Here is a 22,767-nt window from a genome sequence, read left to right on the forward strand (position 1 = left end):
TGCAATATAGCTTAACTATAGGGTTATTTTCGTACCTGCGGCTATAAGGACATTATATTTCTCATTACTGGTTGCAAAATATCCTCATAATTTGCTCATATAATGAAATCATGCAAATATAGATTCCTTTAACGTAATAACCTTTATATCTAAATCAACCTCTGCCTCAATTCCATATGGAATGATACATCTTGGCTGTGCATGACCAAAATTCACATTATACATAATTGGTAAATCTTTATTTTCTATAATCTTATAATAAATTTCTTTGTATTCCTCGTAATATTGCTCATCTTGAGGCTTTCCAACAATAATTCCGTTGATGACATCAAATATGCCTGTATCTTTTAAAGCAATTAATTCCTTTTCAAATACTTCTGGTTTTGGTTTTTCTTCACAAGTTTCAATGAACAATATTTTATTTTTCCATTCATCTAATGTTGGAAACAACCCGTATTTCTCACATATAGCTTTTTCATCGTCATATCGTGTAGTGGTTAATATATCATGTAAACTTTCAAGACAACCACCTAAAAGTCTTCCATTAAATTTCCCTTTTCCTTGTAGAACTTCATATCCTCTTTCTTCCAAGTGTTTTACGCTGCTTGTTCCTACTGCATCCATAGAAAAATCTGTACGTTCCTCATACCATACACTACTTGATTCTATGCAATCTTCTTTATGACTTTCAAAATACTTTGAAAATGCTTCTTTTGTATATGGCAACATTTCTTTATCTAATACGGCTAAATCACAAACGAAAGTAGGGCCATAAAAAGTACCTAGTCCAAGTTTATAAAACATCAAATGATTAATTGTCGTATCTGAAAAGCCTGTAAATAATTTAGGATTATTGTGAACAGCCTTAATAAAATCATTATCATCTAATAAATATGGTAATGTTCTATATGTATCATCTCCTCCAATTGCACAGATAATCCCTTTTATGGATGTATCATAAAAAGCATCTTTTAAATCCTGTGCTCTGGCTTCTGGATGATTTTTTAAGTACTCCATTCCTCTTAATGCGTTTGGCATTACAACAGGTACTAACCCAAACTCTTTTATTCTCTTTAGGCCCAAATCTAATTCATGTTTTGCAAAATCTTCACCAAGCATACCACTCGACATACTTATAACTGCAACCTTATCTCCTTTTACTAATGGTTTTGACTTTTTCATAAATATCACTCCCCGTATACCAATTATATAAATTATAGCATGTTTTTATAAGGATAATCGCTATTTTTGTAAAATATAGCAATTATTCTTATTCTTTAATGCCGTATTATTCAATTTTCAAAGACCATTGTTTGTACTTTCAATTTTAATAGTTAAATGATACACTTTCTATATCATGCGTAGTACATGGACAGAAGGTGTTTATATAGAGCTTAGTCTAAAAGGTATTAAGTATCCAGATTATTCATTGCTGTATTACATTTTTATGTATCTTCATGTTATAATAAAAATGCTGAAGGAGGCGTTAAAACCTAAGGATAGATTTGCAAACTTCTTAAATGTTCTTTTTTCAACATATGGTAGCTATGTAACTATATCGGCCATCACCCCTTCTAGGATTAACCTACTGACGAGCCTCTGAAATCCAGGCGAAAAGGGTGTTAGTTATGAAAATTTATTTTTTATCCCTACATATTACAAGATTTTGTGCGGAAAGCCACTCCTTCAGGTGTGGGATGGATAGCACTTGCAGATAATCAACGCAAGTATTATAGAGAATACTTTTAAATTATAAATTTAAATTTTCTATCAAGAAGAATACGTCTAAATAATTGCGTTTTAGGGGGGCAAGGGTATGTTAGATTCATTAATTAAGTCATTGTTTATATCAGTACCAATGTTATTAAGTATGGCAGTTTATTATAAAGTTGATAAAGAATATGCAATAACAGATAAGGTAAGTTTAAAAATAAAGGTGGACAAGAAGTGGCAACCTTTATTGGTAGTATGTTGTTCTTTTGCATTTGTGATATTTCTTGGTATTGTATGTATATATATAATAAATATTCCCACTAATTTATTTTTCATATCCAATAGTTTGATAATGGGTATAGGTGTAGGGTTTGCAAATAAACTTCAAAATAAAAACAAACAGATATAAACTTTTTTAAAACTCATAAAATTATCGCAACTGTTGAATATCATAAAGCAAAGATTATTTATTTAATATTTTTTTAGCTTTAGACAAAGGAGCATGGAATATGATAGAAAAAAAGGGAATGGTAACAAATTCGACCAATCGGGTTCTTCAGATGGAGGATAGAGACTTGAGTAATTATTTCATTAGGGAAATTAACCCAGACGAAGTGGGTATTCTTAAAGATATGCTATACGAAGCTATTTTTCAGCCAGATGAAACGAATCTCTTGCCCAGAGAGGTTATTGAGCAACCAGAATTAAGTGTTTTTATTAATAACTGGGGAAAATCTGATGATTTATGCCTTGTTGCAGAGAGTGATGGCAAAATTGTTGGCGCAGTATGGACAAGGATTTTAGCTGGAGAAGTCAAAGGGTTTGGAAACATAGATGACCAGACCCCTGAATTTGCTATTTCTTTGTACAAGGAATACAGAAATCAAGGTATTGGAACTGCTCTCATGAAGCAAATGTTACAGCACTTAAAGGATCGTGGTTATAAGCAGACCTCTTTGGCTGTACAAAAAGAAAACTATGCTGTTAATCTGTATAAGAATGTTGGGTTTGAAATAGTGGCAAATCTTGAAGAAGAATATTTAATGGTTTACAATTTTAGTTAACATAAGAAAATAAGCATAATCTGTACTTGTATTATGTTGTACTTTTCCTATAACTTATAAGAGTTAATAAATTTTTTTATAAAGATCCTTGGCTTTTATACTGTTTTTCTTAGCCATGGATTTCCACCTTAGATTTGCAACAAATTTAAATATAAACTTAGGCATCTTTGCATTGGTAAGCATATTATCTACCTGGTTATTGGATTTATTTTCAATATCTTTTTTTAGAGCTAAGAAAGAATTATATACAGGCTTTTTCATACGAGAATTTAGAGGCATATTTTTAGAGCTTGTCATATATTCACCGCCACCTATGCCTACACCAAAACGCCAATTAAAGTTTAATCTATTACAATAGTTTTTCATAATATTAAGAGCCAGTTTATTTTGAGTACCCTCTAAGAAACCACAATTTACAATACAATACATATCAATATTTATATTGCTCTTTTCTTTAATAAAATCTTCAAACGTAGCCATGAAGTCAAGCATAGTACTTGGGAAACAATCTCCATATAGAGGAGAAACAAAAATAATTTTATCATAAGATATAATTTCCTCAAGTGATTTTTTATCTTTCATAAGATTGCTTATATAATATTCTTTTGTCTTAATATTGCTATCTAGTAATTTAATTAATTCACTTATAAGGTAACTAGAGCAACTACCTCTTTTACGTGGACTTCCATTTATAAAGCACAAATTAGTCATATAATAATACCTTCCTCCTGTAAATTTTCTAATATTGTTTTAGCTTCAGATATATCCTTAATTACGTAAGACGTAATTTCAGTAACACATAAATTAATTGCATTTCTTCTAATTAAATCTTTAAAAGTTTGCTCTTCATCAGAAGTAACATCCTCACCATAGCCTATTACTATAAATTTAAGAGAGTTATTATTATAACGTGGAAGATGATGAATTTCACCATTAACAGATTGAAAAAATGGAAGCAGAAGTCCGTTTGAAAACCTATCTATAACATTTTTTATATAAGAAGTGTAGCAACCATATTTTATTTCAGTAACAATTATAAAGGTACCTCTTTCTAAAATATATTTAGGCATTTCAGTATAAGCATCTTTTATAATACATTTACCAGGAGTTTTGACCCAACAATTAAAGCAACCTAAACATCCTTTAATATTATCTATTTCTTTTGAAAATATTTTAGAGTTAGGAGGTAATAAAGGGATAATTTCATTTGAATCCTTAACATTTAAATCGTGAATTAATAACATAAAAACTCTCCTTTTTATTTATATTAAAATTAATAACAAACGTATGTTTACAGTGGTAACTTAAAAGTATAATATCATCTTAAGTTTACACTGTCAACATATTATGGTATTATATTGTTAAATATTAGTTAGATTTTTGAAAAGAGGTTTTTACATGAAAACTGATACATATCATCATGGCGATTTGAAGGAAAGTCTTATAAAGATGGGATTAAAGTTATTTAATGAAGAAGGAGAAGAGAAATTTTCAATTAGAAAAGTAGCAGCCTTGTGTAATGTAAGTCACGCAGCACTATATAAGCATTTTAAAAGCAAAGAAGAATTGATTAATGCAATATCTGAATATGTATTTAATAATTTTGAAAGTTCTTTAGCTGAAGTAATAGAAAAGTATAAAAATGATCCCTATGAAAGAATTATAGAATTAGGGAAAAAATATGTTTGGTTTATGGTAGAGCATCCAGATTATCTAAAATTTGCTTTTTTAACAAAGTCCGAATCTAAAATAATTATAGAAGAAAATAAACTTGAAAATGGAGAATATCCTACTTTTAATATATTTGAAAATTGTGCACTTGATTTTTTAAAAAGTATAAATGTGAAAAAAGAAGAATATGTGCAAGATGTAATTGCTATGTGGTCAATGGTACATGGTCTTGCAACTATGCTATCATATAAGACATTTTCATATGAAGGTAATTACCTCAAATTAGTTGAAAATATATTACGTAAAAATCTTAATTTTTAAATTAATTTAGTTATAATCATGCGGTTAAAACAGCATGATTAATTAGTGTATTCAAATATTACTGTTTTGTAACGGAAAGCGGTAAAGATTTTGATAGAATAGGTTATAAATATATGAAAAAAGGAGATTTACTTATAATTAAATCACTTGATAGAATTGGTCGTGGTTATGAGGATAATGAAACAATGGAAAGATGGAAAAATTAAAGGGGTTGAAGCTACCCATATGATGAACATGACTAAAGCTACATTTTATCGAAGAGTAAAAGAGTATGAAGATAGATAGGTCGTGTTATAAAGAGAAATTACAAGTAAATAATAGCTTACAGTAAATAATCTAAGCATGAGGTTAGAGAAATCTAGCTTTATGCTTTATTTTTGACTAAATTTACAAATGTTGCAGGAAAAAGGTAGTTATGTGTTGAAATGAGAACCCATACTTTTATTAATAATCACGTTTTATGGAAGGAATGATTTATATGAAAAAGTCATCATTAAAAAGTAAAATAATAATAGATTTAAAAGAAAAAATTGAGCAAGGTGACTGTAATGAATTACAAGGATTTTGGGATTCAATAGAAATCAAAGGCTCTCCTATAATAGAAAAAATAAATGGAGACCTTGAAAATGTTTTAGTTACGTTCCTTTACAAAGCTGAGGAAGAAATAGAGAATGTAGTATTCATACCTCCTATTGGGTGGAACAATTTATCAGAGAATAAAATGGAGAGACTTTTAGAAACAAATTTATGGTATATAACATACGAAATAAGAAATGATGTACGATTTGATTATTTTTTTTCTGTTAATGACTCCTTTGACGATGATTGGGAAAAGAGAGAGAAAAAGTTAATACGTGATAAATATAATAAGCATAAATTGATTTTAAATGATGAAGAAATAGTACCTTATGTAATAATGCCAAATTCAGAAGAGCATTTTTGGGTTAAAGAAAGACAGGATGTTCCTAAGGGCAAACTATATGAACATAAATTTCACAGTGAAAAATTAGAAAAAGATCGCTCAATTAGAATTTACACACCAAATGGTTATGAAGAAGATAATAAACCTTATGGATTTTTACTCCTAACCGATGGTGCTGAGTACATTGCTATGCTTTCAAATACAACATTGTTGGACAACCTAATAGCTGATAAGAAGATACCGCCCATAGTTACTATTTTTATTGATTCAACAGAAACAAGATATGAAGAATTAACTTGTAACGACACCTTTGTAGATATTATAGTTAATGAATTGCTTCCATGGGTTAAAGGTAATTACAATATTTCAGATAAAGCTGATGAAGGCATAATCGCTGGTAGTAGTCTAGGAGGATTAACATCATCATATATCGGATTAACACATTCTGAAATTTTTGGAAATGTGCTTTCTCAATCTGGTTCATATTGGTATAAACCCGAAGGTTATGAAGATGCTGAAAGTGATTGCTGGTTAGCTACCCAATTTGAAAAAATAGATAAATTGCCTTTAAAGTTTTATTTAAATGTAGGTGTTCTTGAAGAGAATGAACAGATGATTCTTAAAAATATCAAGTTAAGAGATGTATTAATAGCAAAAGGATATACTGTTTACTTTGAAGAGTTTAAAAGTGGTCATGATTATTTGTGTTGGGGTGAAACTCTAGCAAATGGTTTAATTTCACTTATTGGAATTTAAATATGGCTTTAAATCATATACTTCAGAAACTATTTCGTCTAACAAAATGTTGCAGGGTGAAATAATAGCTAAATTTTTATGAAAACACAATTTGTGAGGGGGAAAAGATTTAATATGGAAAAATCATTATTAAAAAGTAAAATAATTATGGAGTTAGAAGAAAAAATTGAGCAGGGAAATAATCAAGCAATGGAAGAATTTTTGCGCGAGATAGAGCTTAATGGTGCACCGTTAATAGAGAAATTAGCGGGAGACATTGAAAATGCTTTAGTTACTTTTGTTTATAAAGCTGATGAGGATTATGAAAATCTGGTGATTATACCTCCAGTAGGAATGGACAATTTAGTAGAAAATAAAATGGAAAGATTTATGGAAACAAATTTATGGTATATAACCTATAAGGTGAGAAATGATGTACGTTTTAGTTATTATTTTTCTCCAAATGATTCGTTTGATGATGATTGGCAGAAAAGAGTTGACGGATCAGTACATGATAGATTTAACAAAAATGTAATGGTTTTCAAAGGTGATGATGGCGAAAAGGATCTTTTAGTATCTTATGCAGTAATGATAAACGCAGAGGAACATACTTGGGTTAAGGAAAGAAAGGATGTGCCTAAAGGAAAGGTGGAGGAACATCAATTTAAAAGTGAAAATTTAGAAAATCATCGCAAAGTTAGAATTTACACACCTCACGAATATAGTGAAGAGAATAAACCTTACGGATTTTTAGTTCTAACTGATGGCGAGGAGTATATTAACATTCTTTCAGCAGTACAAGTGATGGACAACCTAATAGCTGATAAAAAGATACCACCGATAGTTACATTATTCATTGATTCCACTGAGACTAGGGGTGAAGAATTAATGTGTAGTGATACATTTGGAGATATTATAGTTAAAGAGTTAATTCCATGGGTTAGAGAAAATTATAATATTTCAAATAAAGCAGATGAAACTATAATTGGAGGGTTAAGTCTAGGGGGATTAACAGCATCATATTTAGGATTAAAACATTCTGAAATTTTTGGGAATGTACTTTCTCAATCTGGTTCTCATTGGTATAAACCAGAAGGATTTGAATGTTACGAAAGTAATTGTTGGATGAGTACTCAATTTAAATCAATAGATAAATTACCTCTTAAGTTTTACTTAAATGTAGGGATTCTTGAAAATAAGGACAGAATGATTGATACAAATATAAATTTAAGAGATGTTCTAATATCTAAAGGATATGCTGTTGAATTTGAAGAGTTTAAAAGTGGTCATGATTATTTGTGTTGGGGTGAAACTCTAGCAAATGGTTTAATTTCACTTATTGGAATGAAGTAGGACCTTATAAAATATATGAGGGAATTACTTCACCTAACAATGCACTCAAGTACGCTTCAGTTATTATTATAAACACTCAAAACTTTATAAGCTTGGAGGTTTTTTATGGGACTTGAACATGAATTTTTTTTAGTAACACATGATGAGTATGAAGAAATGTCATATGATGGAGATTATTTCTCCTCATAATTAGGTTCTTTAAATTCCTGATTTAATAGACAATATTATTGGAGTGAGACATAAAAACACCGTAAAATTGAATAATACGGTGTTTCTAAGGGATTATTCGGTGGATATAGAACAATTAAAACCTATACCCTTTCACTTTATTTTATCTACATATATATTATAATCACCTATAAAATTATCGAAATTTGCTGAAAGTAGGCAACTTCCATCTTCGGCTATTACTAGTTCTTTAGTACCACTCTTATCTATTGGGAAATCTTCAATTACCTCATCTTTCGAACGAGTTAATTGAATTTTGAGAGTGCCTTCTTTTACAGTAGAACCATATTTGAATTTTACTTTATCGCCTTTTTTTAAATCTAATGTTATTACTGTATTGCTGCTTGATTTAGATTTAATATTCTTTTGCATACACCCTAAATAAGGAAGCAAATTTGCAGTAGACTTAGAAGAGGAGCATCCCATCGTAAAAGGTATTAATATACCTGCAACCAATGCTAGGCTCAATAGTTTATAAGCTTTCATTTATTATCTCCTTTCTATTATTGTTTATTTAGTATTTCATATTTTACAATTTCGACTAACTCATATGAAAATTATATCATAGTATACATATTTATACATCGCTAGCTTTCTATAATAGTAAATATTTTCATTTTAAAATACCCTAGTTTTATGTTTTATTTTTGACTAAATTTACAAATGTTGCAGGAAAAAGGAAACTTTGTGTTGAAATGAGTATAGATAAAAAAATTAGTTCTACTTCTAAATTCTATAGGTAAATTATAGGGATAATTAAACTTTAAGGGGACGATATTCATGAAGGAAAGGAACAGAGTTTTTTGTTCAACAGGAGTTATAACTCAGTATCCTTATCAATCTGATTACAAAATAATATTAGAAGACGGTCGGAAATTATCTGCTGATGGCCTTGAATTAGTTATGTACCCTAACTGGTATAGTGAAATTGAAACTATTACGGATAAGTTATATAAAAGTGGATTAAAATTTCCAGTAGTACATGCTGATAAGGATATAGGTACGCTTATTACTGAATTAAATACTATTAATTATAGAAATGGAATGGATATATTAAAACTGAATTGTGAGGTTGCAAAAGAACTTAACGCAAAATTAATGGTTTTACATTTATGGGGTCTTCCCTTATCAGATGATAAATTTCAAAATAATATTATTGCATTTGAGGAATGTTTAAATATAGCTGATAAATATGGAATATGTTTAGCTGTAGAGACGGTACCGTGTAGAAAATCTGACCCAATAAGCAATTTGAAAAAACTTGTAGATATATATCCTCAAACAAAAGTTGTATTGGATCTTAGAATGATATCTTACCATGATTTATTATGGAAGACTTTTGATACAGATTGGTTATGGGAGAAACAATGCATTACACATTTGCATATTCATGATTATAAAGGGAAAGCGTTTTCAGTAGATTCATTAAAGAACTATCTTTTGCCAGGAGAAGGAGAGATAGATTTTACATGTTTATTTAATGAATTGAAAAGATTGAATTTTAAAGGCTCACTATCTCTTGAAAGTAAATCACTTTTGGAAGATGGTACAGTTAATTTTACTGAAGTAAATAAATGCTTGAATTATTTAAAGAAAGCTCTCAATTAGGTGACTATAATAAAGTTTAAAGAAAAGAATTTTAAAGAACACACTAGTAGTTTTGCTGCAATGTGGCACATCTGCTAACAAATCTCAAGCTGGTTCTCATTGGTATAAACCAGAAGGATTTGAATGTTACGAAAGTAATCATGATTATTTATGTTGGGGAGAAACCTTGGCTAATGGTTTAAGTTCACTTATTGGAATGAAGTAGGACCTTATAAGATATATGAGGAAATTACTTCTCCTAACACCCCATTAAAGTTCGTTTTGGCTAAATTAGGGTCAAGCCTTAGAAGAAGCCAAGGCACATTCTTTCGCCAAGCGATGGCTCGCTAAGGCTCAATAACGTCTTTAATGGATAAACGTAGCCTTAAAATGGGCAAGGGTAAAGAAAATAAAAGTGTGTGAGGGGATTAGATGTGGAATTATTTAATAAAATGGCAATATAATTTGATGAATTTTATAGGAGAGAAATTTATATTTAATCAGCATGCTCCTGACATAAGTAATCTTTTAAAGAACATACAATATGGTAAAGAAACTCATAAAGAGAGGTTATTAGATATTGCTATACCTTATGGAAAGGGCTCTTTCCCAATTTTAATTTATATTCATGGTGGTGGATGGATAAGTGGATCAAAAGATGGTTATTCAAGAATATGCAAAAGTTTTGCACATGAGGGATATTTGACATTTAATATTAATTACAGACTAACACCTAAATATAGTTATCCAATACAGATACAAGATATTTCTGATGCAATAGATTGGATTTGTAACAATGCTGAAAAGTATGGTGGAGATATAAATAAAATATTTTTAGCAGGAGATTCTTCAGGAGCACATTTGGTAAGCCATTATGTCACTATAGTAAATAACGATGAGCTAAAGAAATATTGCAAAATAAAAAATTTAATTTCATTGGATTATGTAAGAGGGATTTTACTGTTTTACGGTGTGTATAACATTAAAAAATTAGATGCAATTAACTCTTTTATTGTTAGAATACAAAATCAAAGTTTTCTAGGAAAAAACACAAATCAATATCAAGAGAGATGTGAATATGTTTCACCAATATTTTATATAAATAAACAATTTCCACCTACTTTTTTATGCGCAGGAGAAGTAGATTTAATGCATTCACAATCTATTGAGTTTATGAAAAAATTGAAAAAAAATAATGTTCCATACGATATGATATCACTAGGTAAAGAAGAATATCCGGAAGCGAGACATGCTTTCTTAAATTTTTATAATAGGAAATGTTCTAAAGCTGCAATGAATGAGGCTTTAAAGTTTATGAATTCTCATAGTGAAGTGAAGAAAAGATAGTAATAAAGATAAGTGAATGGGTGAGGCTACGATATCTAACAATGCACGCAAGTACGCTTTGGCTTAAAAAGACAGCCAAAGCTCATTCCTTCGCCAAGCGCGTCGCGATAGGTCTCAGAAATGTCTTGAGTGTGAGAACGTTAGACGAAATCCTATTTAAATAAGTGCTAATTCGAAGTGAATTATGAAAAATATTTATTTCAAATTAGTAAAATATTACTTCAGTTATTATTATAAACACTCAAAACTTTATAAGCTTGGAGGTTTTTTATGGGACTTGAACATGAATTTTTTTTAGTAACACATGATGAGTATGAAGAAATGTCATATGATGGAGATTATTTCTCGTCAGAAGATTCAAGTAATATCATATTAATTCATGATGATATAATTCAATACCTACACGATACATTGATGTGGATACCATCAATTAATCCAGCAATGAATTATGAAAAAGGATTTGGATTAAACAATTATGGAATTACATTATTTGATAAAGAGGGATCTGAGGTTATATTTAAAATAGCAAAAGCATGGGCAGACTTATTTTCAAATGGTCCATCTACTTTAAAACTTGCTGGGAATTATGAATGGATAACAAATGATAAGTGTATAACAGAGGGTTATTACAAAATTATTGAAGTAGATCGAGATGAACTTGTTGAGAGTTTTAGAAAGATACAGCTATTTTCAGAAAAAGTTATATATAATAAATATTTTATACTTCATCATGGTATATAGGGATTATAGATAAATAGGAATTTTGCTCCGGGGGGGGATGGTAACTATAAAGTGAACAGAACTAGAGCGTGCTAAGACAATAACTGATATAAAAAAGAGGGGATGAAGATTATGGAATATGAAATTATACATTTACCAAAAGAGAAATGGAAGGGAACTATAATTCCAATAAAGTATAAAACAGATAAATATTATGATGTTATAGTAAATAAAATAGATAGTGGATTTGCTATTGAGATAGAAAAGAAAGATTTTACAGAGCCAGTAACTCATACACCAGAAGAATATGATTTTCCAGATAAGTTATATGAAGAACACTGGGAAAATGCTTATGCTTGGGGAGTGTTAGTTAATGATAAATTAGTTGCTGCAATTGAAACTGATCAAGAGCTATGGTCTAATCGTCTAAGAATTACAGAACTTTGGGTAGCAGAAAAATATCAAAAGCAAGGAATAGGTCATGAGTTAATTGAAATGGCAAAACAGCAAGCAAGAAGAGAACGTCGTCGAGCTATTATACTAGAAACACAATCTTGTAATGTTAATGCAGTAGATTTTTATCAGCATGAAGGCTTTAGCTTGATTGGTATGGATACTTGTTGCTACAAGAACAATGATTTACAAAGAAAAGAAGTAAGGTTAGAATTTGGATGGTTTCCAGAAGAAAAGAAAAGATTAAATCATGAAGAAATAGAAGTCAGAATGGAAATAAAGGATGATTGGTACAATGTAGAGTTAATGACACAGCATGCATTTTGGAATAAGCATCATCTTGGATGTGACGAACATTACCTTGTGCATAAATTACGTCAAGATAAAGACTATCTTCCTGAGCTAAGCAGAATAGCAGTAAAGGATGGAGATGTAATAGGATGTATAGTGTATTCAAAGGCACGAGTTGTTGATGGTGCAGATACACATGAAATGATAACCTTTGGACCTCTTTGCATAGAGCCTAAATGGCAAGGATGTGGAGTTGGTGAGCTGTTATTAAGGAAAACAATGAGCTTAGCTGCAAATAAAGGGTATAAAGGTATTGTAATTTTTGGAGAACCAGATTATTATCCTCAAATAGGATTTAAAACATGTGATAACTTTAATATTACAAGCGCTGATGGTAAAAACTTTGATGCATTTATGGGAATTGAATTAGCAGAAGATAGTATGAAGGGCATAAAAGGAAAATTCTATGAATCTGAAGTTTTTGAAAATCTTCCAAAGGAAGAAGTGGAAGAATATAATAAAAAATTTCCACAACTACAAAAATTAAGATTTCCAGGACAATGGGATTAATTAGAGGCTCTATGCTGCCTTAGAAAAATTAGATCCAGATGAAAGGGACGTCCGTTATAGGAAAATCTCAAAAATAAGGGTACCAGATTAGATTGGTATTCTTATTTTTTTTATTTTTATTTTCAAAAAAAACGCAAAACTTCTGGAAGAGCATATATATTAAATGAAAACAAAATGAAAGGAGTGATTAACATGGCAGTTAAATCGACAAAGGTAGCAAGTTCCTTAAAACTTACTATGATAGTAGGCGTTGACAAGAAAGGCAAAGAAAAACATGCAACAAAAAGGTTAAGTAATTTAAAAACTACTGCGGTGGACGAGGACATTTTTGCTGTAGGACAAGCCATCTCTAACATTAAAAATTATCCATTATTCGGACTAGACAGAGAAGATCAGTTCAGCTTAGTTAATGCTTAGTTGGTAGTTGAAAATTGAAAGGCCTAAACTCAAAACCATTGAGTTAAATAATTAAAAGGAGGAAAAGTGATATGAACAAATTAGTTATGAGATTTTTAACATCTGTAGAAGGTAAGTATTTTACTTTATCTGTAGATGACATTAAAGCTGATGAAAATGGAGTTCCAACTGTGACAGAAGCGCAGGTAAATGCGCTTATGGATTTAGTCATTGCAAAAGATATATTTGCATCTGCCAGTGGCAAATTAACTGGCAAGAAAGATGCTAAGGTAGTTACTACTGATACTAGTACAGTTGATGTAGCATAGTAAAAAGCTTTCACCGAGGATAACTTGGTGGAAGCTTTTTTATCTATAGTGTAATACTCTATTAATTAATATTTTTCATAGCATACTAGAGTGCCTGGAATCAGGTCTTTTATTATTTGGGTTTTGTTCATGGGTGATTCCTCCTTTAGGTTTTTAACTTATATATATGGAGGAAGGGGGACGTAGCTCTTATATTAGTCTTAATATGGTATATTCAATGCAACAAGCGGTACACTCGTTAGATTTTGATGAAGCGTTGTTATTTCGATATTATTTCAATTCCATCTTCGGTTACAAGAATTGTATGCTCCCACTGTGCTGAAAGTGATCCATCAGCAGTAAATGCTGTCCATCCATTATCCTCATCTATAAATATTTCATGACTTCCACCATTTATCATTGGCTCAATAGTAAATACCATTCCTGGTGCTAAAATCATATCTGTTCTTTTAGTTCCAAAATGAAAAACAAATGGATCCTCATGAATATCTAGTCCAACTCCATGTCCTCCAAAATCCCTAACTACTGAGTAGCCATTACTTTCTGCATATTCTTGCACCGCAGCGCCTATGTCACCTAAAAAGCTCCAAGGTTTCACTGCTTCTATTCCTTTATTTAAACATTCCTTACTTATTTCTACTATTTTTCTAGCTTCATCACTTACTTGTCCAATCATAAACATTCTTGACGCATCTGAATAGTATCCATTAAGTATGGTAGTTGCATCAACATTTATAATATCACCATTTTTAAGGACTATATCTTCGCTTGGTATTCCATGACACACTTCATCATTAATTGATGTACAAATACTTTTGGGAAATCCATCATAATTAAGCGTGGCCGGAATTCCACCGTGATATATTGTATATTCATGAGCTAGTTTATTAATTTCTTCTGTAGTCATTCCTTCTTTAATATTTTCACTAATTAAATCTAAAAGGCCATTATTAATTTTAGCACTTTTTCTGATTCCTTCAATTTGATCTTTGTTTTTAATAAGATTTCTTGTTGGAACTATGTAGCCTTGATTCTTCAAGCTTTCTAACTTTTTATCAAAGTTCAAATGGCAATTCTTATATTTTATTCCACTTCCACACCAGCATTTATCATTTCTACATAAGCGCATTATACATTCTCCTATATTAAGATTAGTTCAACTAAAAATAACATCCAATTAATCTATTATTTAATAATTCCACCATGAAAAAAACACTCATATATCTTCCTATCATCAAAATAAATTTCCTCATATCCTTGAAACCACTTAAATTCTCCATTAACAATGCAATGATATTTATATTGTCCATCTTGATATACCATAGGTCCACGATATGGATTTTCTTCTGACACTAAACTTAATGCTTCTTTTAAAAATTTCCCTGAAAAACCTTCCCCAATAATTCTGCCTGTATAATTCATTGACCAAAATGGAATATCATCCTCCCATAAGGCTTCTTCTCCTCCAAATTGCTCTCCCCCTAAATAAGTATCAATATATTTTAGATTTCCTTGTGTATACTCAAAATCATGTGAATTAGGTCTTGAAGATTGAATTTCAACAGCATTTCCTGCATATGTAGCTCTTTTGGCATTACGTAAAAATTTTACTGTTTTTTCATGTGTAGAATCAACTTTTTTCTCTTCTATACATAAACGACAATTTTCTTCATAATCATTAACCAATTTATCAATACTTACTTTAAAGTAATCACTTAACGCAATTAGTCTTGCAATGTCAGGATATGAATGTCCAACTTCCCACTTTGCAACTGCCTGCCTTGATATACCAAGCATTTCAGCTAATTTCTCTTGCGATAATCCTTTTCCTTTTCTAAGAATCTGCAATTGTTCCGGAAAACTCATCTTTAATCACCCCTTTTATATAATTCTACTGATAATACAACCATATTGCTACCACTTAAACATAACATTTTTGTCAACCATAAGTTGCTTTTGAATTTTATTTAGAATGTTATATATAGATGATTTTTTTGAATGTAACACAATTGATATTGTGTTACATTCAACTTATTTAATATAATAATCTTACCAAAGTGATAACAATTGCAGATATTCTTGTCTTGAGCACCCATTTCCTTCACCGTAACTGGATATATGAAATTATCAGCTATTTCATAGGGAGTATTTCCTGCTATAAGTTTACTTGAAAGACCAGCAATTCTCAATTGATTTATTATATTAATAGAAATATTTTCTACTAATATTAGTAGCAAGAAATTCTCACTACATTCCAATTTCTGTTTGCTAATATAGTATTTATAAAGTTAAAAAATAGCGAATGAAGCTCTGGTGTAATCCCGTAGTTTTATTATTTTTCCTATTTTTACAAATATTGCAGGATAAAAGTAGTTTTATGTTGAAATAATATAAAATAGATGTTAAGGCATGAGGTGGTAACTGTAAAAATGCTAAGACAATTGCTAGCGAAAGAAAAATACGCTAATGATTTGAACTTATAAAATCAAGGCAAAAAATCTAAACAATAATGGGGGTACGAATATGCAAAGCAAACAAGAAAAAATTGGACAAGTTGAAAACGGTCTTCGTCCAGAATATTTTATCAAAGGTGATAAACTTAAATCAATTACAGAACTAATGAAAGAAAGCAACACGCCTGGTATTAGTGTAGCAGTAATTCATAAATCTGAAATAGTTTGGGCTAAGGGGTATGGGATTTCAGATACAAAAACACAGAAGCTGGTGAATACAGATACTATTTTCCAGGCTGCGTCTATCAGTAAACCACTTACGGCTTTAGCGGTAATGAAGCTGGTTCAGGATGGCAAACTAGATCTTGATGAAAATATAAATTCATATCTAATAACTTGGAAATTGCCGGAGAATGAGTTTACTGCCAAAAATAAAGTAACTTTGCGAAATCTGCTATCACATACGGCTGGAGTTACAGTGCATGGATTTCCGGGCTATAAGCCTGATGCTGAGATTCCAACTTTAGTGCAGGTGCTTAACGGTGAATTTCCTGCCAATACGGATAAAATTATTGTGAATATGGAACCGAATACTGAATTTAGCTACTCCGGTGGTGGATATACAATTGTACAGCAAGCTTTAGTAGATCAGTTGCAAAAACCCTTTCAAGAAATTATGCAGGAATTGATTTTAGACCCTCTAGGTATGACCAATAGTTTTTATAGTAACTCTGCTTTAAACGAAAAACAGTGCGCTATAGCTACTGCTGGTCACAACAATGATGGGGAACAGGTTATTGGAAAAAGACACATTTATCCTGAAATGGCAGCTGCAGGATTATGGACCACAGCTGAAGACTTGGCCAAGTTTTCTATAGAAGTGCAAAAATCCTTAAAAGGTGAATCGAATAAAATCCTTACTAAAGAGTTTATGGAAATTATGACCACTCCAGTTTTAAATGGGGAATATAATATTGGATTGTGTAATGAAAAAATAAGTGCAGAGCAATTATTAGGACATGGTGGTGATAATGAAGGTTATACTTGTGGCATGCTATTTCATAAAGAAAAAGAGTTCGGTGTGATTTTGATGAGTAATTCCCAGAGAGGGTATGAAATGAAGATGCCTTTTTTCAGAAGTGCTGCAGCAACTTATGACTTTGATAATATATTGCATCCTGATTATGAAAAAATTGATTTATCAGCAGTTGAAGTTAAACTTTTCAGCGGTAATTACAGAATGGAATTTGATAAAACAGTGAAAATCTTTCAGGATAATAATAAACTGGTTTATAAAACGATCTTTAATGAACCGAAACAGCTTGATTATGTGGGCAATAACATTATGATTGGTATAAATCGAACTGTTAAGATTGAGTTTAGAGAATGTTCCGGTGAATTATATATGAATGATAAGAAACTAGAACGCTTAAATAATGGAGAGAGGCTGGCCAGCGATTATATCGAAGCAGATAATTTAGAGCAGGCAGTAAGATGTTATCAGGAAGTTATGAAAAAGGATAATGATATGAAAAATCAGCTACAAAATAATTTAAATAACGATGGATACAACTGTATTTGGGGGGGGAATCATAATACTGCTATAGCTTTTCTAAAAATCAATACTATTCTTTTCCCTGAGTCTTCTAATACCTGGGACAGTCTGGGAGAGGCATATTTCTTTGATAAGCAGTATGAGTTATCTATTGAAACCATGAAAAAATCTTTAGAATATAATCAAAATAATCAAAATGCAGTAGAATTCATTAAAAATGCTAGAGAGTATTTAAAACAACAGATATAGAAAATGAATACTTAATTGATCGGTTGAGGTAGGAAAGGGAGTGTTGAAAATAGCTAATGAAGCTCTGGAGTAATCTCAGAGCTTTATTATTTTGCCTATTTTTACAAATATTGCAGGAAAAAAGTAGTTTTATGTTGAAATAACATAAAATATATATTAAAGCATGCGGTATACCAACTTGGTTTGTTTTAATTAAATTTACAGAGGGAAGTTATAAGAAGACTAGTATAGGAAAATGGTTAAAACATTACCATAGAATTTACGTTGAGATGGGAATAAAGCATAATGATTATAAATTGTTAAGCAATATGATTCAGATATTTCCTAATGTATTAAATGAAAAGTGTAAAGCAGAAGATAGCTGTGGTGTTAACTTTTGGGGGAAGATGCAAGTATGCTTACATATTTACGGAATGTAAAGAGTTTATATGAGGAAATCTTTGGGACAGTAGCTTATAGGCTGTCCCAAAGCTTGTCCCACCAATCAAAGCCTTATGGAATCAGGACTTTGAGGTACTTTGGGACAAGTGGGACAAGAATTGTCTATAGAGGTATGTAAATTAGGTAGAATAACAAGGGTAGGTGTGCCTAATACGCATACCCGCGTAAGAGAATCTTGTCCTAGTTGTCCCAAAGATGCATTGAAACTTAGTAAATATGCCGTTTATACCCGGGACAGGTGGACAAGTGGACAAAATAAAAGTATTGATCAGATAATACCGTTAACTCCAGTTAATATTAGGCTTGATTTTACCTGATTTCCAGGCCTACGTAACAATAACTGGAAGTTATTGTTTGCTATTCAAGAAATCCTTGAAAGGCGTTGCGCGTTCTAAGGCTTATTCTTCTGTTAATTTTTATATGGTTAAAGCTTACTGGGAAATAGGAAAAATAATTTACGCAGCAAAAGAGGGCAATGTAAGAGCAGAGTATGGCAAAGAACTAATAAGTGAATTATCAAAAAAACTTACAATTGATTATGGTAGAGGTTTCGATAAAAGTAATTTATCAAGAATGAGGAAATTTTATTTGTTAATCAACAATGTTGACGCACTGCGTCAAGAATTAAGTTGGACTCACTATAGGTTTATAATTAAACTTAGTGATGAAAGAAAAAGAGCTTTTTATATAGATGAATGTATTAAAAGTAATTGGAGTACAAGACAGTTAGAAAGACAAATTAATTCTTTCTATTATGAACGACTCCTATCAACTCAAGAGGAAAATAGAAATGAAGTAAGGAATGAAATAAAAGAATTAGAACCTTCTAAAGGTATAAATGATATGGTTAAAGACCCTTATATATTAGAATTCTTAGATCTAAAAGAAAATAAAAAGTTTCTAGAAAGAGATTTAGAACAAGGATTAATAGATAATTTACAAGAGTTTCTTTTAGAACTTGGAAAAGGATTTTCATTTGTAGGAAGACAAAGAAGAATAACAGCTGATGGAGAACATTTCTATGTGGACTTAGTTTTCTATAATTATTTGCTTAAATGTTTTGTGTTAATAGATTTAAAACTAGGTAAATTAATTCATCAGGACTTAGGTCAAATGGATTTCTATGTTAGATACTATGAGAAAAAAATAAAGGGTGAAGATGATAATCCAACTATAGGGATTATATTATGTTCTGAAAAAAATGAAACTATAGTAAAATACTCGATTTTAGAAGAGAGTAAACAAATATTTGCCTCAAAGTATATGCTTTATATGCCAACGGAAGAAGAATTAAAGAGAGAAATAAATAAGGATAGAGAGATACTTGAGGTTGAAGAAACCATGCATGAAAATGAGGAGTAGAAAAATATTTGGTAAAGCAGACGACTAGAGAATGATATAAGAAAAAATCTAGGAGTGATTGGGTATGAGTTTTAGTGAGTGGAAATTATTCTGATGTAGGCTATAAGGTTGTCACAATAAATATACTACAGGATAACTCCAGTCAAACAGTATTTATAAAACTGAAAAATAGTTAATGAAGCTCTGGGGTAATCTCAGAGTTTTATTATTTTGCCTAATTTTATAAATATTTCAAGAGAAAAAAAGTTTTATGTTGAAATAAGGTAAAAAAGATATTAAAGCATGAGGTACTTTTTGCTGCTAACTAATCAAAGCAATGTACAATAAGCTCCTGTAAATATGATTAAGCTAAATATGCGTGCATAGCTCTCAACTTGTTAAAATCTAAAATTAACGACTATTCAAAACTATTTAAATTCTAGTGGCTCGATAAATTTCGTATTAGAAATTTATCGAGCCACGGGTCTTTAGCTTAATTGTACGGGCAATCAGGAACAATAGTGCCATTTCGGTAAAAGTCGCGGTAGTGGCGGCTGGAGCGAGCTTTATCAAAGGCGCTGCGTAGACTTAAGATTTTTTTGATTATTTATATAGAATAATTTAAGTAAAGACAATTTAAAATTAACTAGAATTCGCGCACGCCGTGGGTACCTAAAAAAGGACTAGCTTTGGCATTATAATCTCTTGATTTTCAAGGGGTTTGGGGACGAAAACAATGGAAAACTTAGAGATACTTATGCTAAAAAGATGGGTAAGGGAGTAAATCTGACAAAAAAATTAAAAAGCTGAAAAATTTACTTAACGAAATAGGATTATAAACTTTAGAATCTAACGATTAAATGCAGACTAGATATAACATGAGGTCTGCATCTAAAATGAACATTAAAAGATGGGTAAGGGAGTAAATCTAACAGAAGAAGAATTAAAAAACTAAGAGATGTACTTAACGAAATAGAATTATAAACTTTAGAAGCTAACGATTAAATGCAGACTGAATATAACCTGAGGTCTGTATTTGATTGTTTTATAGATTGAAGTAACAAAGATTAGAAGTGGAGTACTAGGTTGTAAGAACTGCAGTGAAGAAGTATTTATAAAATAGTTAATGAAGCTCTGGATAATTTCAGGGGTTTATTCTTTTTTACCTATTTTTACAAATATTGCAGGAAAAAAATACTTTTGTGCCGAAATAAGATAAAATATATGTTAAATCATAAAGTGGGTTGTACTGTATAACTAATGGAAGTTAGGTCCAGTAGATTATGTCTATAATGGGAAGTGTGCGCCTTGTTTCCGAACAATCTATATAGAAATATATAATAAAACCGGACTACTAGTGAAAGATAAAAGCAAGTAGAACTCGTCATTTGAATCGGCAGGGGAAGTACCTGCCTGACCCTGTGTGAGGGGTTACAAAATTTCTAATACTCCGACGTGCCCAAACAATATCATGTTTGAGGTGCGAAGCTCGGTGAAGTTGCGGAAAATGTTATCTGTGATGATAATAAGTACGCTGGAAGCTAAAAAACAGTCATGCTTATAATGTCTTAAAGACTGACGAATACCCGAAAGTACGGCTCGTAAATTATAGGGTTTCAAATAAGAAGAAACTCGCCCCATGTGGGGTACTGTCGTTGAATTACATATACTTCGGTGGAATTCAACTGAAAACCGTAAAGGTCCAAGGCGTTTAATATTGAAATCACACTAATTGAAAGTGACAGTCGGGTTAAAGGGTAGAGCTAAAACTGTTATGCAAAGCTAAAGTGACGGGAACAAGGGAACTGCAATAGGATACGTGAGAAGACGTAATGGGTGATATGCCAGTCCTAATCAATAGGAAATGATTGGTGAGATTGCAGGGCAGCAGCCTGTAGTAGTGATGAAGCTTCTGTAATGGGGGTAGAGTGAAGGGGCATAGTTTGTACAGTAAAACATGTGACCAGTCTGTCGAGGAAGCCGTAGGCAAAACTGACTAAAACCATAAATACCAAATCCAAAGGAGGCGGTGAATGTGGCACAAAAATTTGACTACCTAAAATCTGAAACAAGATTGCGAAAAACACTAGATGAGTTATATAATACTTCAAAATTAGCGAAATTAGAAGGTAAAAGACCCTCGATTAGAGGGCTAGTTGAAATCATGGCATCAGAAACAACAATAGTTACTGCAATACACAATATTAAGTCCAACAAAGGTAGTAAGACCCCTGGAATTGATTCGAAAACAATGCAGAAGGATTATTTGGAAAAATCCTATGAATGGGTTATAGAAGATATTCAAAGTGCGTTTATAAGATTCATTCCACAGAAAATTAGACGTGAGTATATTGATAAACCAGGAAAAGCAGAAAAACGACCATTGGGTATCCCTTCTATAAGAGATAGGATTGTACAAGAATGTATAAGGATAGTGCTTGAAGCAATTCTTGAAGCACAATTCTTTAATCACTCATATGGATTTAGACCTATGAGAGATGCACAAATGGCAACGCAACGATTGACTGATTTAGTTCATAAAATAGGATATTATTGGGTAGTAGAAGGGGATATAAGTAAATGTTTTGATAAAATTAATCATGGCATATTACTCAAACGTTTGTATCACATGGGTATTAAAGATAGACGAATACTCCAAATCATTAAAGCTATGCTTAAAGCAGGTATTGTGGGTGAATGTGAGATTAACAAAGATGGAACTCAACAGGGTTCAATAATTTCACCGTTACTAGCAAATGCCTATTTGGATATGTTAGATGAATGGTTGTCTAAACAATGGGAGAACAAATCTACCAACTTTAATTACTCCATCCAATGGGGAAAGATGTCTGCATTACGAGAAAGGTCAAACTTAATACCCGCATATCTGGTAAGATATGCAGACGACTGTGCGCCACGAAAGCGTGGTAAGCAACTCGCAAGAGTGGCTTAATATAGCTGTGCTATACAGATGATGGAGGAGGGCCCTCCGAAATCGCCATGCAGGTGGAGATTTCAAACTACCTTA

Annotated in this window: 23 protein-coding genes; 16 read left to right on the forward strand and 7 right to left on the reverse strand. The window is 31.3% G+C overall.

Annotated features, from left to right (window positions below):
• Positions 1-108: 108 nt before the first annotated feature.
• Positions 109-1,182 (reverse strand): S66 family peptidase, encoded by a 1,074-nt coding sequence (locus ACREV6_RS01340; protein WP_431576232.1) that lies wholly within the window; start codon positions 1,180-1,182, stop codon positions 109-111.
• Positions 1,183-1,816: 634 nt separating this feature from the next.
• On the opposite strand from ACREV6_RS01340, the gene ACREV6_RS01345 reads away from it, so the two are divergent.
• Positions 1,817-2,122 carry a hypothetical protein gene (locus ACREV6_RS01345; protein ID WP_431576233.1) on the forward strand — a complete coding sequence of 102 codons (306 nt, stop codon included), beginning with the start codon at positions 1,817-1,819 and terminating at the stop codon, positions 2,120-2,122.
• 151 nt (positions 2,123-2,273) lie between these two features.
• Complete coding sequence (locus ACREV6_RS01350) at positions 2,274-2,777, forward strand: GNAT family N-acetyltransferase (RefSeq protein WP_431576234.1); 504 nt, start codon at positions 2,274-2,276, stop codon at positions 2,775-2,777.
• Between the two features lie 63 nt (positions 2,778-2,840).
• On the opposite strand, the gene ACREV6_RS01355 is transcribed toward ACREV6_RS01350, so the two are convergent.
• Together ACREV6_RS01355 and ACREV6_RS01360 are read right to left on the reverse strand one after the other, a co-directional pair.
• Positions 2,841-3,488 carry a flavodoxin gene (locus tag ACREV6_RS01355; RefSeq protein WP_431576235.1) on the reverse strand — a complete coding sequence of 216 codons (648 nt, stop codon included), beginning with the start codon at positions 3,486-3,488 and terminating at the stop codon, positions 2,841-2,843.
• The gene (locus ACREV6_RS01360; RefSeq protein WP_431576236.1) at positions 3,485-4,021 is read right to left on the reverse strand and encodes a flavodoxin family protein; all 537 of its coding nucleotides are present in this window, start codon (positions 4,019-4,021) and stop codon (positions 3,485-3,487) included. Before ACREV6_RS01360 ends, ACREV6_RS01355 begins: the two co-directional genes overlap by 4 nt.
• A gap of 154 nt (positions 4,022-4,175) precedes the next feature.
• Here ACREV6_RS01360 and ACREV6_RS01365 point away from each other — a divergent pair, with 154 nt between their 5' ends.
• The 3 genes from ACREV6_RS01365 to ACREV6_RS01375 all read left to right on the forward strand — a co-directional run bounded on the left by ACREV6_RS01365 (position 4,176) and on the right by ACREV6_RS01375 (position 7,779).
• Entirely contained in the window at positions 4,176-4,769 is a 594-nt protein-coding gene (locus ACREV6_RS01365; RefSeq protein WP_431576237.1) for a TetR/AcrR family transcriptional regulator, read from the forward strand.
• 478 nt (positions 4,770-5,247) lie between these two features.
• On the forward strand, positions 5,248-6,447 hold the full coding sequence (locus ACREV6_RS01370) for an alpha/beta hydrolase-fold protein (RefSeq protein WP_431576238.1): 1,200 nt from the start codon (positions 5,248-5,250) through the stop codon (positions 6,445-6,447).
• Positions 6,448-6,561: 114 nt separating this feature from the next.
• Positions 6,562-7,779, forward strand: coding sequence for an alpha/beta hydrolase-fold protein (locus ACREV6_RS01375; RefSeq protein ID WP_431576239.1), 1,218 nt, complete (start codon positions 6,562-6,564; stop codon positions 7,777-7,779).
• A gap of 321 nt (positions 7,780-8,100) precedes the next feature.
• Here the strand turns inward: ACREV6_RS01375 and ACREV6_RS01380 are convergent, their stop codons facing one another.
• On the reverse strand, positions 8,101-8,493 hold the full coding sequence (locus ACREV6_RS01380) for a hypothetical protein (protein ID WP_431576240.1): 393 nt from the start codon (positions 8,491-8,493) through the stop codon (positions 8,101-8,103).
• 294 nt (positions 8,494-8,787) lie between these two features.
• Between ACREV6_RS01380 and ACREV6_RS01385 the strand changes: the two genes are divergently transcribed.
• The 7 genes from ACREV6_RS01385 to ACREV6_RS01415 all read left to right on the forward strand — a co-directional run bounded on the left by ACREV6_RS01385 (position 8,788) and on the right by ACREV6_RS01415 (position 13,700).
• Complete coding sequence (locus tag ACREV6_RS01385) at positions 8,788-9,615, forward strand: sugar phosphate isomerase/epimerase family protein (protein WP_431576241.1); 828 nt, start codon at positions 8,788-8,790, stop codon at positions 9,613-9,615.
• A 52-nt stretch (positions 9,616-9,667) separates the two neighbouring features.
• Positions 9,668-9,820 carry a hypothetical protein gene (locus tag ACREV6_RS01390; RefSeq protein WP_431576242.1) on the forward strand — a complete coding sequence of 51 codons (153 nt, stop codon included), beginning with the start codon at positions 9,668-9,670 and terminating at the stop codon, positions 9,818-9,820.
• A 206-nt stretch (positions 9,821-10,026) separates the two neighbouring features.
• The gene (locus tag ACREV6_RS01395) at positions 10,027-10,941 is read left to right on the forward strand and encodes an alpha/beta hydrolase (RefSeq protein WP_431576243.1); all 915 of its coding nucleotides are present in this window, start codon (positions 10,027-10,029) and stop codon (positions 10,939-10,941) included.
• Positions 10,942-11,211: 270 nt separating this feature from the next.
• Complete coding sequence (locus ACREV6_RS01400) at positions 11,212-11,682, forward strand: hypothetical protein (protein WP_431576244.1); 471 nt, start codon at positions 11,212-11,214, stop codon at positions 11,680-11,682.
• Positions 11,683-11,793: 111 nt separating this feature from the next.
• Complete coding sequence (locus ACREV6_RS01405; protein ID WP_431576245.1) at positions 11,794-12,975, forward strand: GNAT family N-acetyltransferase; 1,182 nt, start codon at positions 11,794-11,796, stop codon at positions 12,973-12,975.
• 192 nt (positions 12,976-13,167) lie between these two features.
• Positions 13,168-13,392, forward strand: a complete 225-nt coding sequence (locus tag ACREV6_RS01410; protein ID WP_431576246.1) for a DUF1659 domain-containing protein — start codon at positions 13,168-13,170, stop codon at positions 13,390-13,392.
• 71 nt (positions 13,393-13,463) lie between these two features.
• Entirely contained in the window at positions 13,464-13,700 is a 237-nt protein-coding gene (locus ACREV6_RS01415) for a DUF2922 domain-containing protein (protein WP_431576247.1), read from the forward strand.
• Between the two features lie 259 nt (positions 13,701-13,959).
• Here ACREV6_RS01415 and ACREV6_RS01420 read toward each other — a convergent pair whose 3' ends face one another.
• From ACREV6_RS01420 to ACREV6_RS01430, 3 genes are all read right to left on the reverse strand, one after another.
• Positions 13,960-14,829: a methionyl aminopeptidase gene (locus tag ACREV6_RS01420; RefSeq protein WP_431576248.1), complete on the reverse strand. Its 870-nt coding sequence runs from the start codon at positions 14,827-14,829 to the stop codon at positions 13,960-13,962.
• A gap of 56 nt (positions 14,830-14,885) precedes the next feature.
• Positions 14,886-15,566: a DUF5680 domain-containing protein gene (locus tag ACREV6_RS01425; protein ID WP_431576249.1), complete on the reverse strand. Its 681-nt coding sequence runs from the start codon at positions 15,564-15,566 to the stop codon at positions 14,886-14,888.
• Positions 15,567-15,667: 101 nt separating this feature from the next.
• Positions 15,668-15,937 (reverse strand): hypothetical protein, encoded by a 270-nt coding sequence (locus ACREV6_RS01430; protein ID WP_431576250.1) that lies wholly within the window; start codon positions 15,935-15,937, stop codon positions 15,668-15,670.
• Positions 15,938-16,223: 286 nt separating this feature from the next.
• Between ACREV6_RS01430 and ACREV6_RS01435 the strand changes: the two genes are divergently transcribed.
• The 4 genes from ACREV6_RS01435 to ACREV6_RS01450 all read left to right on the forward strand — a co-directional run bounded on the left by ACREV6_RS01435 (position 16,224) and on the right by ACREV6_RS01450 (position 22,692).
• Positions 16,224-17,957, forward strand: coding sequence for a serine hydrolase (locus ACREV6_RS01435; RefSeq protein ID WP_431576251.1), 1,734 nt, complete (start codon positions 16,224-16,226; stop codon positions 17,955-17,957).
• Positions 17,958-18,475: 518 nt separating this feature from the next.
• Complete coding sequence (locus ACREV6_RS01440) at positions 18,476-18,715, forward strand: hypothetical protein (RefSeq protein ID WP_431576252.1); 240 nt, start codon at positions 18,476-18,478, stop codon at positions 18,713-18,715.
• A gap of 55 nt (positions 18,716-18,770) precedes the next feature.
• Positions 18,771-19,760, forward strand: coding sequence for a PDDEXK nuclease domain-containing protein (locus ACREV6_RS01445; protein WP_431576253.1), 990 nt, complete (start codon positions 18,771-18,773; stop codon positions 19,758-19,760).
• A gap of 2,014 nt (positions 19,761-21,774) precedes the next feature.
• On the forward strand, positions 21,775-22,692 hold the full coding sequence (locus tag ACREV6_RS01450; RefSeq protein WP_431576254.1) for a reverse transcriptase domain-containing protein: 918 nt from the start codon (positions 21,775-21,777) through the stop codon (positions 22,690-22,692).
• Positions 22,693-22,767 lie beyond the last annotated feature (75 nt).

This window comes from Clostridium sp., assembly GCF_050717515.1.
In the GTDB taxonomy this organism is placed as follows: domain Bacteria; phylum Bacillota; class Clostridia; order Clostridiales; family Clostridiaceae; genus Clostridium_AD.

Coding starts and splice junctions, on each gene's coding strand:
- ACREV6_RS01340 (WP_431576232.1), bottom strand. CDS start 1,182: ATGAAAAAGTCAAAACCATTAGTAAAAGGAGATAAGGTTGCAGTTATA.
- ACREV6_RS01345 (WP_431576233.1), top strand. CDS start 1,817: ATGTTAGATTCATTAATTAAGTCATTGTTTATATCAGTACCAATGTTA.
- ACREV6_RS01350 (WP_431576234.1), top strand. CDS start 2,274: ATGGAGGATAGAGACTTGAGTAATTATTTCATTAGGGAAATTAACCCA.
- ACREV6_RS01355 (WP_431576235.1), bottom strand. CDS start 3,488: ATGACTAATTTGTGCTTTATAAATGGAAGTCCACGTAAAAGAGGTAGT.
- ACREV6_RS01360 (WP_431576236.1), bottom strand. CDS start 4,021: ATGTTATTAATTCACGATTTAAATGTTAAGGATTCAAATGAAATTATC.
- ACREV6_RS01365 (WP_431576237.1), top strand. CDS start 4,176: ATGAAAACTGATACATATCATCATGGCGATTTGAAGGAAAGTCTTATA.
- ACREV6_RS01370 (WP_431576238.1), top strand. CDS start 5,248: ATGAAAAAGTCATCATTAAAAAGTAAAATAATAATAGATTTAAAAGAA.
- ACREV6_RS01375 (WP_431576239.1), top strand. CDS start 6,562: ATGGAAAAATCATTATTAAAAAGTAAAATAATTATGGAGTTAGAAGAA.
- ACREV6_RS01380 (WP_431576240.1), bottom strand. CDS start 8,493: ATGAAAGCTTATAAACTATTGAGCCTAGCATTGGTTGCAGGTATATTA.
- ACREV6_RS01385 (WP_431576241.1), top strand. CDS start 8,788: ATGAAGGAAAGGAACAGAGTTTTTTGTTCAACAGGAGTTATAACTCAG.
- ACREV6_RS01395 (WP_431576243.1), top strand. CDS start 10,027: ATGTGGAATTATTTAATAAAATGGCAATATAATTTGATGAATTTTATA.
- ACREV6_RS01400 (WP_431576244.1), top strand. CDS start 11,212: ATGGGACTTGAACATGAATTTTTTTTAGTAACACATGATGAGTATGAA.
- ACREV6_RS01405 (WP_431576245.1), top strand. CDS start 11,794: ATGGAATATGAAATTATACATTTACCAAAAGAGAAATGGAAGGGAACT.
- ACREV6_RS01410 (WP_431576246.1), top strand. CDS start 13,168: ATGGCAGTTAAATCGACAAAGGTAGCAAGTTCCTTAAAACTTACTATG.
- ACREV6_RS01415 (WP_431576247.1), top strand. CDS start 13,464: ATGAACAAATTAGTTATGAGATTTTTAACATCTGTAGAAGGTAAGTAT.
- ACREV6_RS01420 (WP_431576248.1), bottom strand. CDS start 14,829: ATGCGCTTATGTAGAAATGATAAATGCTGGTGTGGAAGTGGAATAAAA.
- ACREV6_RS01425 (WP_431576249.1), bottom strand. CDS start 15,566: ATGAGTTTTCCGGAACAATTGCAGATTCTTAGAAAAGGAAAAGGATTA.
- ACREV6_RS01435 (WP_431576251.1), top strand. CDS start 16,224: ATGCAAAGCAAACAAGAAAAAATTGGACAAGTTGAAAACGGTCTTCGT.